The organism is Peribacillus sp. S4, assembly GCF_046715815.1.
Lineage (GTDB): Bacteria > Bacillota > Bacilli > Bacillales > DSM-1321 > Peribacillus > Peribacillus frigoritolerans.
The window spans coordinates 560547-573740 of sequence record NZ_CP175708.1; the positions used below are offsets into that span (position 1 = coordinate 560547).

The 13194-nt window shown below is 38.3% G+C and carries 12 protein-coding genes and 2 pseudogenes; 12 read left to right on the forward strand and 2 right to left on the reverse strand.

Annotated elements, in window-relative coordinates; all coding sequences use genetic code 11:
* Positions 1-194 precede the first annotated feature (194 nt).
* Positions 195-516 (forward strand): annotated as a pseudogene (locus ACJ9PY_RS02715) (ABC transporter permease); the annotation flags it as partial.
* Positions 517-582: 66 nt separating this feature from the next.
* Here the strand turns inward: ACJ9PY_RS02715 and ACJ9PY_RS02720 are convergent.
* Complete coding sequence (locus ACJ9PY_RS02720) at positions 583-1206, reverse strand: nitroreductase family protein (protein WP_057278558.1); 624 nt, start codon at positions 1204-1206, stop codon at positions 583-585.
* Positions 1207-1331: 125 nt separating this feature from the next.
* On the opposite strand from ACJ9PY_RS02720, the gene ACJ9PY_RS02725 reads away from it, so the two are divergent.
* From ACJ9PY_RS02725 to ACJ9PY_RS02735, 3 genes are all read left to right on the forward strand, one after another.
* Complete coding sequence (locus tag ACJ9PY_RS02725; protein ID WP_057278559.1) at positions 1332-1682, forward strand: winged helix-turn-helix transcriptional regulator; 351 nt, start codon at positions 1332-1334, stop codon at positions 1680-1682.
* A 279-nt stretch (positions 1683-1961) separates the two neighbouring features.
* A complete protein-coding gene (locus tag ACJ9PY_RS02730) occupies positions 1962-2945 on the forward strand; it encodes a ketoacyl-ACP synthase III (protein WP_187050439.1) in 984 nt (327 codons plus the stop codon).
* Between the two features lie 496 nt (positions 2946-3441).
* Entirely contained in the window at positions 3442-3894 is a 453-nt protein-coding gene (locus ACJ9PY_RS02735) for a helix-turn-helix domain-containing protein (RefSeq protein WP_095678679.1), read from the forward strand.
* A gap of 108 nt (positions 3895-4002) precedes the next feature.
* Here the strand turns inward: ACJ9PY_RS02735 and ACJ9PY_RS02740 are convergent, their stop codons facing one another.
* Positions 4003-4359: a hydrolase gene (locus ACJ9PY_RS02740; RefSeq protein ID WP_336058255.1), complete on the reverse strand. Its 357-nt coding sequence runs from the start codon at positions 4357-4359 to the stop codon at positions 4003-4005.
* 189 nt (positions 4360-4548) lie between these two features.
* Between ACJ9PY_RS02740 and ACJ9PY_RS02745 the strand changes: the two genes are divergently transcribed.
* The 8 genes and pseudogenes from ACJ9PY_RS02745 to ACJ9PY_RS02780 all read left to right on the forward strand — a co-directional run bounded on the left by ACJ9PY_RS02745 (position 4549) and on the right by ACJ9PY_RS02780 (position 12954).
* Entirely contained in the window at positions 4549-5229 is a 681-nt protein-coding gene (locus tag ACJ9PY_RS02745; protein WP_057278573.1) for a hypothetical protein, read from the forward strand.
* A 191-nt stretch (positions 5230-5420) separates the two neighbouring features.
* A complete protein-coding gene (locus ACJ9PY_RS02750; RefSeq protein WP_187050442.1) occupies positions 5421-6656 on the forward strand; it encodes a S1C family serine protease in 1236 nt (411 codons plus the stop codon).
* A gap of 255 nt (positions 6657-6911) precedes the next feature.
* Entirely contained in the window at positions 6912-7226 is a 315-nt protein-coding gene (locus ACJ9PY_RS02755; protein ID WP_057278575.1) for a hypothetical protein, read from the forward strand.
* Between the two features lie 1135 nt (positions 7227-8361).
* A complete protein-coding gene (gene qoxA / locus ACJ9PY_RS02760; protein WP_034305893.1) occupies positions 8362-9285 on the forward strand; it encodes a cytochrome aa3 quinol oxidase subunit II in 924 nt (307 codons plus the stop codon).
* A gap of 73 nt (positions 9286-9358) precedes the next feature.
* Positions 9359-11305, forward strand: coding sequence for a cytochrome aa3 quinol oxidase subunit I (gene qoxB, locus ACJ9PY_RS02765; protein ID WP_057278577.1), 1947 nt, complete (start codon positions 9359-9361; stop codon positions 11303-11305).
* Entirely contained in the window at positions 11305-11901 is a 597-nt protein-coding gene (qoxC, locus tag ACJ9PY_RS02770; RefSeq protein ID WP_057278578.1) for a cytochrome aa3 quinol oxidase subunit III, read from the forward strand. Before qoxB ends, qoxC begins: the two co-directional genes overlap by 1 nt.
* 1 nt (position 11902) lies before the next feature.
* A complete protein-coding gene (gene qoxD / locus ACJ9PY_RS02775; protein ID WP_057278579.1) occupies positions 11903-12187 on the forward strand; it encodes a cytochrome aa3 quinol oxidase subunit IV in 285 nt (94 codons plus the stop codon).
* A 338-nt stretch (positions 12188-12525) separates the two neighbouring features.
* Positions 12526-12954: pseudogene (locus ACJ9PY_RS02780) on the forward strand (YfmQ family protein).
* Positions 12955-13194: the final 240 nt, after the last annotated feature.

A 13194-nucleotide genomic window follows, 5' to 3' on the forward strand; every position in this document is an offset into this window, starting at 1 on the left:
AAACGATCTGTAAATTCCAATATGAAGAAGATGTTAATAGGGGAATCTTAAAAGGTCAGATAGTCACTTTTATATAGGAGGGATATGTACGGCTTGAATTAGCCAAAATTGACTTACATCAGTGGGGGAAGAAGGCTTTAAACAAAAGCGCCTGGAATGGGAATTTGTAAGAGATGTGATTGATTCCTTTTTAGATTGGGGGAAATAAGGAAGCGGCTAGACTTTCCGGGATATCAGTTAATACGTATCTGATTTCAGCTCTATTTGCTGCAATCGGGGGAATTGTCCTTGCATTAAGGGGCATGACATCGGAAATCAATTCAGGATCCCGCTATTGATGCCGTCGCAGCAGCCTTCATTGGTTCCTCCGTTTTAGGAGCGGGAAAACCGAATGCCTTTGGAGGCTTCAGCGGTGCAGTCCTGAGCGGATTCCTTATCATGGATGCGATTGATATCATCAAAGGAACAGTTCTTGCCCTAGCGCTCGCGGTAACCTATTACAAGCTAAAACACTAAAGTTTTACGAAAAATTAAGGAGAAAGAGGAAGAGGGTTCTTTTTAACCCTCTTTCCAATACACTCACTATATTTTGTTTTTATAAATGACTTTGCTAACATCGTGTCTTACTGTTTTGTGACCTTCTTTCATTCCTTTCCCCATGGCAATAAGCATAACATCTAAATACCTATCGGAAATGTTTAAGGCTGACTTTAATTGTTCGGAGTCATACCCGGACATTGTAATGGTTTCTATACCTGCCTCGTTCGCCAATAAAACTAACGACATTGACGCCAGGCTTGCGTCTCTTATTAATTCAACCTTTAAATCTTCTTTTGATTTATTTAGATAATAATTGATTGCCGCGTTTGTTAGATAATCTCTTACAGATGCGTCAAAATAACCTTTTTGAAATTCATCCTCATGTATCATTATGATATTTTCTTTTTCAAATGCTTGATAATCACCTAGTATAACAATCAGTACTGAGGCTTCAATTACCTGTTGTTGATTAAAAGCGATGGGCAGTAACAAATTCTTTAAATATGGTTCATCTATAACCAGGTATCGGGTTGCTTGAATATTGTTTCCGTTAGGAGATTTACTTGCTCCTTCAATAAGTGTCGCCAACGTTTCTGGACTAATTTTATAATGGGGATCATACTGCCTTACGGAACGTCTTTTTTCTATAGTCTCTCTTACACTCATCGTGTTCACTCCCAATGTTATATTTGCTTTATAATCAGAGTATAATGGACCCATGATGTAGAAGAAAATAACGCACAATAAAGTGGCATAGCCACCTTTATGTGTCTATTCAGGAGGAATGAGGAATGAAGAGTCTAAATACGGGAATAAATATTTTCATGAATACTGTAGGAGGAAAGTGGAAATGCTTAATCCTCTTTTTTCTGAGTCAAAAACCAATGAGGACAAAAGAATTTTATATTCTAATACCGACCATAACCCAGAAAGTCTTAACCGACCAATTAAAGCAGCTGGAAAGAGATGGGCTTGTCCGAAGAGAAGTATATAAAGTAGTACCACCAAAAGTAGAATATAGTTTAACTGAGTTAGGTCAATCATTTGTACCTGTATTAAATACAATGTGTGAATGGGGCACTACATATGCAGTCGAACAAAACCTCGAAAGGCAAGATCAAATCTGTCGTCATCATAAATAAGATCTGCATCAACTAGTAGTATGGATTTTTTTGATAAGTTCAGTAAGGCAAGCAGAATTTAATATTATTAGAGGAAATGTCTTGAAGATGACTTTTGGCATTCTCTCTAAAGATTGTATTGAACTAACAGGTGCTTTCCTTTAAAGTTGCTTTGCCCCGCCCGCTCTTTTTTAAATGTAACGGTTAGTTGCATAAGATTTTTTTTGCTTTATAATTAGTACCAGGTGTTAATATCAAGTTATAAAATGATGCAATTCATACACACGAGGTGGCTATTCTATGTTCAAATCCAAAGCACGTATTACTGCGATAGGTTCGTATGTTCCTGAAAAAAGGTTAACAAATAAAGACTTAGAAAAAATGGTTGAAACCAATGATGAATGGATTGTTAAACGTACCGGTATTAAAGAACGAAGAATTGCACATGAAGAGGAGTTTACTAGTGATATAGGTTATAAAGCTGTAAAGGATTTAATGGAACGGTATGATAAATCTGTCGAAGATGTTGATATGATCATTGTCTGTACCTTTACTCCTGATTTCAACACTCCAAGTGTAGCATCTTTAGTCCAAGCAAAGCTAGGCATTAAGAATACTGGAGCTATTGATTTAAACGCTGCCTGTGCAGGATTTACTTATGGGCTCCATGTAGCTAATGGATTAGTAACATCGGGATTAAATAAGAAAATCCTAGTTATTGGAGCGGATACTTTATCAAAACTTATGGACTATGAAGATCGAGCCACTTGTATTTTATTTGGAGATGGCGGAGGAGCAGTTCTTGTAGAATATGATGAAAAACAGCCAAGTTTTCTTTCTTCACATTTATATTCGGAGGGTGAAGGCGGAAAACATTTATATAGTACAAACCTGTCGACACGCATAAATGGTGAAGACTTAAATGATAGCGGCAACCTTGTACAAAACGGACGTGAGGTTTATAAATGGGCTGTCACGACCGTTCCAAAAGGAATGCAAACTGTGGTGAAAAATGCAGAATATCAATTGAATGATGTTGATTGGTTCGTACCGCATAGTGCAAATTTAAGAATGATCGAGTCAATATGTGAAAGAAGCGGCTTTCCAATCGAACGAACTTTATATAGCTTAGTGGGGTATGGAAATACTTCCTCAGCAACAATTCCCTTATCTTTGGAAATAGGGATAAAAGAAGGGAAGCTCCGTGGTGGTGAGAAGGTTTTATTATATGGTTTCGGCGGTGGATTAGCTCAAGCTGGATTGCTTATCGATTGGACCCTATAAAGCTATTTTCTACAACTAATAACAGAGTTTGTTCCAGAAGAAGGCCTCTCATCGGGGGCCTTCTTAAAGTATGATTCTTTGCAGAATTATATATTCAAGGTAAGGTAAAAACTATCTTTAAAACGATGCAGGAACATGACCTTCATTTGAACTGCAAATAATGAGGAAAAGAAATCTATAAAGAACAGTTTCCGTTATGTTTTTTACTCACGGAATTATCCTGAAGAATTGGGAATTGCAAAAGCCACAAAAAATGATTCGTGAAATTAGGAAGCGATCTTACAAGGCTTTTCCCTGCCACTTTCGTGTTAACTGGCTGCTATTTTTTTAAATTTTTTCTTTCTACAGCAGTTCCATAAAGTTAAACGGATACCCTTGATATATCAAGGTTTTCCTCGGTGTCACTCATAGGTTGCATAGTATTGCGCTTATTACTATCTTTACTATGCACGATTCATCTCACAATACTAGGAGTAGGAAAGGCGATGAACTCATTATGATTTTTAGCGAACGATTGAAAAAAGAACGGGAAAAAAGAAATTGGTCACAAAATGATCTTGCAGAGAAGATTCATGTGAGTCGCCAATCTGTGTCCAAATGGGAAACGGGAAAAAATTATCCAAGTATTGAAGTACTCATTAATCTGAGTGATTTATTTCAGATTACGGTAGATGAATTATTAAGGAGTGACGAGGAATTGAAAGAAAAAATAATACGGGAAAGTAAGCAGTTAGCATTTCCGAACTGGAAAATGTTTTTTGATATCTTGTTACTAATAGGAGCATTTTTGTTAGTGTCTAAATTAATTATTTTTGGCCTTAACAAATTTGCTGGCACGGATATTACCATTTTAAAGAGCATGCCAGTTTTAGCGAGTTTTTTACCATTTGCTTTGATGGTTATTGGCGGTATCGGTTCGGATTATTTGAAGGATAAATATGTAGATTAAAAATACTTTCTTCAAAAAATGCATAGTGATTCACAAGGGAATGAAAACCTTTTGGAAAACTGATCATAAAAGAACAGAACCTTTGAATTTCAGGTTCTGTTCTATTTTTTATTTGAAATTTTGCACTTCTTCATTTCCCTCGAATTTATTATCATTCAATATGCCAATTTCTTCAATATGATTTCGTGCCGTTTCATCCCCTAATTTATAAATTAAGGCATAAAGCCTTTTCATGGCTGCATCGTATTTATCATTTGCCCGGTCATGATGATAGAGAAGGTAGGGCACATGTGATCGGGCATATGCCTCGAGGTCATCTTTTCGGTGTTCCTCCAAGCATTGTTTCAATTCTGCAAGTTCCTCATCAGTTGCGTGCACCGTAAAGCTCGGATTCTCTTCAAGTTTTTGTCCGAGTACGTCACCGCTGACCAAATCGACATGGTAGGTATGTTTTTCCTGTATCATTCTGCACATCACCCTTTCCGGCATTTATCTATTCTGTACCACTATTTGTAAAAAGTTAATCATGAAAGTAAACATTTCCTTAATGAAAAAGATAGGAAATAAAGGTATCGGACTCCTTATCAAATGGTTTAAGATGGATTTACAGAATAATATGGTAAATGGAGTGGTGATATAGTGAAGAGGTCAATCATGGTTGTTTTTTTTGTGTTGATTGCTTCAGGCTGCGTAACAAGGAATTATGATTCCAATATGGATTTAGGGAAAAGTCAGTTGAATGAGGAAAATTATTTAGAAGCCCACGAGGCATTTGAATTAGCTTATAAAGAAGCAAAAACACCTAAATCAAGGGAGTTAATGGATCTTTCAGGTTTGCTGGCGAGTGGAATGAAGAAATACGACGAACAGGATTTTGAATCGGCCAAAAAAGATTTTGAAGAAGCAACCGCATATAAAGCAAAATACCGGGAAGGTAAACAAATGGTTTCAAAGGCGGCGGAAATGCACCCGGTATCAGACTCCGCCACGATAGAAGCAGTAGTGGGAAATGATGAAGTGAAATCCACGGAGGAAACAACCGAGGAAGAATCCAAAGCAGAAGATGAGGCGGCAACGGATACAAAAGGCAAAGAAGGAAGCAAGGATTCGGATCGTTCATTAAGTAAATCTCAGGCGGAGAAGCTTGTGAGGGATTACGTGGATATGGAAAACTTTTCGCAATTGCAAATCGAATATGATCATGATGCCGAAAAGGGAGATTATATTTTTCATGTTTTCGAGGTAGATGAACCTAGTCAGAAAAGCGGACACAAAACCACTTGGGGCTGGTATGGCGTGAATAAGGAGACCAAAGAAGTTTATGAAGTCATGTAAGGATAAATGAATGGTCGAATGGGGGGCCCCTGTTGTGGCCTTTTTATTTTGTTGTACGGCAACATACAGGATTCGATAAATTTTTTTGATTTTTGTTAAAGGATAGCCAAATTCTTTATTTTCTTAAGGATTTTTTAATAATTCCTGTTTATGATTGAGGCAAGTAAAGGACAATCATAGGAGGGATAAAGATGGAGAATTATAATGGTGAGGAGCAAGTCAGAATCAAGGCAGAACGGAAAAAGGGTAAGTCTCTCTGGATAACTAGCCTTGTTTCCGGAACGGTTGCTTCTATGGTTACATCATCTGTATTTCTATTTGGCGGAGACTTTATAGATCAAGGGAAAAGTTCAGTGAATGAGTCAACCGAAACGGCAGGTGTACAGCAAACGGACAGTGTTGAAAAGGATAAAAATGTCACGGCGGAAAAGTTATCGACAAGTACGGATTCAAATGATAGGGCAGAGATGGTCGAATCAGCATCCAAATCGATTGTAGGGGTCGTGAATTTACAGGAGATGCAAAGCCAGAACCCGTACCAGCGGCAAAGCACGGAGAGCGAAACGGTTGAGAGCGGAACTGGCTCAGGGGTCATTTATAAAAAAGCTGATGGGAAGGCCTATATCATCACGAACAATCATGTTATTGAAGGAGCTAAGGAAGTCGAAATTTCATTGTATGACGGACAAAAGGCAACGGCAGCTGTTGTCGGGGCCGATGCTTTGACGGATTTAGCGGTTTTGACAATTGATGCCTCGAAAGCACCAGAGGGAATTAAATTCGGGAATTCTGATAGCATGCGTCCAGGTGAAGAGGTATTGGCAATTGGCAACCCACTTGGACTTGATTTTTCAAGATCGGTTACACAAGGAATCGTCAGTGCCAACGGACGCACCATTTCAGTCGATACCGCGGACGGGGAGTGGGCACTTGATGTCCTTCAAACCGATGCAGCAATCAACCCTGGCAATAGCGGCGGTGCATTGATCAACACCGCTGGGGAAGTGATCGGCATAAACAGTCTGAAGATTTCTGAAAACGGTGTGGAAGGCTTAGGGTTTGCCATACCAAGTAATGATGTGATTCCGATTGTTACGGAACTGATTGAAAATGGAAAAATCACACGTCCATATTTAGGAGTCAGCTTGGCCAGTATGGAAGAACTGCCGCAATATTACATTCAAAATGTTCCTGAAGCCGTAAAGTCCGGTGTAATGGTGACGAGTATAGAAGCGGGATCGGCTGCGGCGAATGGAGGGCTAAAGCAACAGGATATCATTGTTGAGATTGATGGAACGAAGATAAATACTTCCGCAGCATTAAGGAAATACTTATATACAAATAAGAAAATCGGCGATAAAGTAAAAATTAAAGTATACCGAGGTACTGAAGAGAAAACGGTAACGATAACCTTGCAAAAACCATAGAAAGAGGTAAGGCCCCTGATCATTCATCAGGGGCCTTTTATTTAGAAGTTTTTAATAGTAAACACAAGGTTAATATCGGAAAAATAGATAGTGTATTTGCACTGTTTTTTAGATTCTTCATATAGTCTTTAATACCTAAAAGCTAGTAGTAGCGTGTTCTACTTGTCAAGGTTTCCATTGTGAATATGTTAAAATATAGAAAAGATTTGACAAATTTGTGAAATGTCATAAAATAGAAAGAAAGGGGATGAAATTATGGAAGCTAATCAGAAGATGTTAGATGCAGTGAAATGGGTATCGGGCACAGGTTGTGTAATCGGAATTATTATTTTTGCTTTAAGTTTCATTGTAAGCGATTACAATAAAGATTATATATTTACCTCCGTTGGAATCGCCATCACACTAAGCGCAGCTGCAATTTTTTTAGTTGGTATATTTTTTGTCCTAACAGAAGAAATGGTAATGAAAACACATAAAGGTGAAAGAATTGTACCGGAAACGACTAAAATCATAAAAATGAAGTCAAAGGCTAACACTCAAACAAAAAGAAGTACAGAATTCAGTAACTAAAACGAGGAATATAGTATAATGAGCATTCTATCATCAGATTTACTAACATGGATGAACGCCTGTCTAAAGAATTTGAGTCAAAGTGATCCGAATGATTGAATGCGCTTTCATTATGTGGAGGACTTGGATTAATTATCAGTTGGCTACTTTTTAATTCAATACAATATACTGCACTCGTTATGTATCAAAAATATGACCAACCCTTTCATTTAATGGAATACACACGATGTGCTCGGATATCCAAACCGAACTGCCCGAACGCAGGAAGTTCTAACTTTAAACTTTGAACTATATCCACGAGAAAAGGACATTTTTTAAAAGTCCTTTTTTTGTGGTTTTTTTTGCATTTTTACTTGAAGTTTCATTCAATGAGGAAGTGTGGGTTACAAAGGCGGAGTTTATTGAACAACCAAATGTCCTTTTCTGTAATTCAGACCTGTCCTGCTGACCGATAAACATCACTAGTTGCAATAAGTTTGGCCGACCCCTGAATTATTTCACTTATGACTACTGGTAAACGGCTCGTTAGGAATACTGAAAGGGCAATAAGTATTGCAAGGAGAAAGAGCCCAATTTACCCACTCGTTGTTTCCTTATATACATATAATATTGACCAGTGTTGGATCAATAGAGTTTGGAAGCATGGATTCAACATCATATCCAATGCGGCTACCATTTACCAACTTCCTTGGCCGAGTGTAAAAAATCCGTTTTAAATCATGTTTTCCAACGATAAATACCTACTTGACAGGATAGGTAATATCATTCATATTCTTGAGGGAGGTTGAGGCAATAAACACGGAGAATATAATGTGAAATTTTCATTTCATTATATTAGAGTAATAATAAATGGATAGTGGACCGGTAATATATGCAATCCTGTAATGATAAGTGAATTCCATAGGTATGTTATTAAACAATTATTATATTTCATTTGCTGAAGATTTTCGAACATTTCCGTTCATTTACCATCTTCTTACTGCTCTTTATTGAACTTTATGTGACAGATGTCACTTTGTATTGTCTTTTTTTAGACTTGGGATTAATATTGGTATGTCGGGGTTTGTGAACATGGTAACACTTTGTCCGAATAATTACCAATTGGAATTTTATTATGTAAGAAAGGGGTAGTACTATGAAAATAAAATGGGCTCTATTAACTATACTTTTTACTATTGCCACTGTGCTAACCGGTTGCGATAACCCATTAATGGTCTTGGACCCTAAAGGGCCAGTAGCTGCAACACAAGCAGATGTTATTATGATTTCGATATGGACAATGGCCTTTGTCGTCCTTGTCGTTATGGTACTGTATATCTTCATGATAATGAAATATCGTGCTTCCAAACAACGTGATGATTATGAACCGCCTCATATTGAAGGAAGTAAGGTTCTTGAAATAATTTGGGTTGCGATCCCAATTATAATCGTCGCTTTCCTATCCGTTGTTACTGTTAAAACAACAAATGAAGTTGAGGCAACACCTAAAGGATACGGAGATCAAGAACCTTTAGTTATTTACGCTTCATCTTCCAACTGGAAGTGGCATTTTAGTTATCCGGAAGAAGATATCGAAACGGTCAACTATCTGTTTATACCGACTAACCGACCAATCGAATTTAAACTTTACTCATTCGGTCCAATCTCAAGTTTCTGGATTCCGCAACTTGGAGGACAAAAATACGCGATGTCGGACATGGTTAATACGTTGCACTTAGCAGCTGATGTACCAGGTGAGTATATGGGTCGAAATTCAAACTTCAGTGGTTCAGGTTTTGCTCAGCAAACGTTCAACGTTAATGCATTGTCAGCAAAAGATTACGATAAGTGGGTAGATGAAATTAAAGCTACTGCTAAACCGATTACTGAGGAAAAATTCAATGAATTATTAAAACCTGGTCATGTGGGACAATCCACATACACTGGAACTCACTTAGAGTTTTCACCAGCTCCTGAAGGGGAAAATGCTGGTCATGACCACGGATCTTCTGATACTGAAGAACATGATTCCAAGGATTCACACGAGGAACATTCAGAACACAGCAACATGAATCACTAAGAATTAATTTCGTTCGATAAAACAACTAGGTTTACAAGATAAGGAATATTTTCCTGAAAGGAGTCACAAAAGTATGGATTACTTTGATCGATTTGCCGTACCTCATCCAAGTCCTGCGATTTATGCATCCATGGTTGCCATTGGTTTAACCATGATTGCGGTTGTTGCCGGAATTACCTATTTTAAAAAATGGGGTTACTTATGGCGTGAATGGTTAACAACGGTTGACCATAAACGTATTGGTATCATGTACATCTTGGCAGCGCTGCTTATGCTTTTCCGCGGTGGCGTCGATGCTCTTATGATGCGTGCTCAAACGGCTATTCCAGATAACGGTCTTTTGGATGGACAGCATTATAATGAGGTATTTACAACACACGGGGTCGTCATGATCCTGTTCATGGCTATGCCATTTATCATTGGGTTAATGAACATTGTTACACCATTACAAATTGGAGCGCGTGACGTAGCATTCCCACGTCTGAACGCAGTAAGCTTCTGGTTATTCTTCATGGGGGCAATGCTATTTAACATTTCTTTCGTAGTCGGTGGTTCTCCTGATGCAGGTTGGACATCTTACTTCCCGCTGGCAAGTAACGATTTCAGTGAATCAGTCGGTTCGAACTATTACGCGATTTCACTTCAAATCGCAGGTATTGGTACATTAATGACTGGTATCAACTTTATCGTAACCATCTTGAAAATGAGAGCACCTGGCCTGAACTTAATGAAAATGCCAATGTTCACATGGTCTATCTTGATTACAAACTTCATTATCGTTTTCGCTTTCCCTGTATTGACAGTGGCACTTGCGTTGATGACAATGGATCGTCTATTCGGAACTCAATTCTTTACGATGGCCAATGGCGGTAGCGATATGCTTTGGGCAAACTTGTTCTGGGTTTGGGGACATCCTGAAGTTTATATAGTTATTCTTCCAGCTTTCGGTATTTACAGTGAAATCATTTCGACATTTGCACGTCGTAACCTGTACGGGTATAATTCGATGGTTATCTCCATGGTAGCAATTTCTACACTATCTTTCATTGTATGGGCTCACCATTTCTATACAATGGGCCACGGTGCAATGGTTAACGGAATTTTCTCGATTACCACGATGGCAATTGCCGTGCCGACTGGTGTTAAGATCTTCAACTGGTTGTTCACACTTTGGAAAGGTAAAATCGTGTTTACCGTTCCAATGCTATACTCTTTAGCTTTCATTCCGATTTTCACGCTCGGTGGGGTAACAGGGGTTATGCTTGCCATGGCAAGTGCTGACTACCAATACCATAATACAATGTTCTTAGTAGCTCACTTCCATTACGTTTTAATCCCTGGTACTGTATTTGCCGTACTTGCCGGTTTCACGTACTGGTGGCCAAAAATGTTCGGTTTCATGTTGAGCGAAAAAATTGGAAAGTGGTCGTTCTGGTTCATTATAGTCGGCTTTAATGTAACATTCTTCCCGATGTTCATCACTGGTTTAGATGGGCAGGCACGTCGTATGTATACGTACTCTGAATCAACGGGATATGGTCCATTGAATATGCTCTCTTTCGTTGGAGCGATTGGTTTAGCAATAGGTTTTGCACTTATTGTGTACAATATCTATTGGAGTACTCGTTATGCATCAAGAAATATCTCAAACGATCCATGGGATGCACGTTCTCTAGAGTGGGCTACACATACACCAATCCCTGAATATAACTTCGCAATTGTGCCAACAGTTGCTTCTACAGAAGCATTCTGGGATGCAAAGAAAAAAGGCTTTAAATTATTTGGCGGTAAAGTAGAAAAGATTCATATGCCAAATAACAGTGGCGTGCCGTTTATCATGAGCTGTATCTTCTTCGTTTGGGGCTTTGCATTGGTATTCAGCATGTGGATCATTGCAATCATTGCAACGATCGGTATCTTTGCTTGTATGATTCACCGTTCATTCGAAAAAGATCACGGACGTTATATCTCTGTTGAAGAGATCGAAGAAACTGAAAATAAATTGCGAGGTGCTAAGTAATGAAAATAGATAACTCGCTGCCACTTGAATATAGCACGGAAGAAAATCGCTTAAAGATTTTTGGATTCTGGATTTTCCTGGGAGCAGAAATAGCTCTTTTCGCTACACTATTCGCCACTTATTTTGTCTTAGTTGGTGGTACTGGAAATGGTCCAACAGGGGAACATCTTTTTAAAGTCCCAACACTAATGTTTCAAACAATCTTTCTTTTAACTAGTAGTTTTACCATAGGTCTTGGAATCAATGCGATGAGACTTGGCAGGCAGAAAGCGACGATTGGTTTCTTCATTATCACCCTTATTCTTGGTTTAGGCTTTTTAGGAGTCGAAATTTATGAATTCGTGGAGTATGTACATGAAGGAGCAACGATTCAAACAAGTGCTTTCTTATCTAGTTTGTTCACACTACTAGGTACGCATGGAGCTCACGTTACACTTGGTTTATTCTGGGGAACCTTCATCACCATGCAGATTAAAAAACGCGGTATGACTCCACAGACAACAAACAAGGCTTTCATCTTTTCACTTTACTGGCATTTCTTGGACGTTGTCTGGATTTTCATCTTCAGTTTCGTCTACCTGAAAGGAATGATGTAATATGAAAGAATTATTCCCACGGGGCCAAGTTATGGGATTTGCTTTTTCGCTAGTTCTGACTTTGGTCGCATTATCAGTTATTATGTTTGATCTCTCACTTAAAATGGCTATGATCATCCTACTTGTTACAGCTTTCATGCAAGCAGCACTTCAATTTGTTATGTTCATGCATGCAGGAGAGTCTGAAGATAAAGCATCGATTTACACAAACGTTTATTACGGATTGTTCGTTGCATTGGTTACAATTTTCGGTACAATGCTAACTATGATTTGGGGATACCAATAATCGATTCTGGAAAAGCTGGGCGTCTTGATGACGTCCAGTTTTTTTGTATGTTAATTCTTATACCGGCCTATCCATTTCATTCATGGAAGTTTGGTTAACAAGGATGTGGCTATCCATTTGTTTAGTATAACCATTTCACAACATTATATTTATAAATGGGGATTTTCACTTTTGAAGCATTCCTGTGTGTTTAAGTGCAATGTGTTACTGGGGTAAAACGTTAATAGAACGGACACATCAACTAAGAAAACGATCAGCCACTTTTGATATAAAAAGTTATATAAGAATTAATTAATAAATGTAGCGGAGATGATGAATTGACATTGCCGGTTTTGATTGTGACAAGCATCTTAAGTTTGTTAAAAAGATTGGTTTCCTGTCTTCCAACAGATGCAGTTAATTGGATTATCAGTAAATTTAAAATACATTCAGAAATTAGTGGCGGGAATGCGATCGTAACCTTTGACGGAAAACGTTTGGAAGGTGAAGAAAAAATTCAAGTTATTAATTATTTTTAATAGCGCTAGATTTTTGAAGGGAAATCATATATTCCCGGGAATGAGGAATTGTTTTTACATCCAGATAATAGTGGGACTCCATTGGTCATTGATACTAAAAGAGGCAAAAAGGATGTTAGGTTATTTGTATATATTTACAGCGACCGCGTGGATGTAGTTAAACAGTACAAGAAGAAGCTCATTTCTTATAGTCTGTTTTCCGATAGCCTCCAAGAACGTTCCATGCCATTAATAAGAAATTTAGTTTAATAGAACATTAAAAAGACGGTCCTTAAAAGACCGTCTTTGAGTTTGTAAACAAAAGGGTTAAAACATAGTTGATTGGAGCGGGTGTGCGAGACTCCTGCGGGAAAAGCGAGTCCAAGGGAGACACCGCGGACGCAAAGGCACCGGGGAGGTTCCCGGACCGCCCGCGGAAAGCGAGTGCCTGGAGTGGAAATTAACGGTTAAATTGTCTACAGCTGAGACGGGCCTTAAAAATACCTTCTT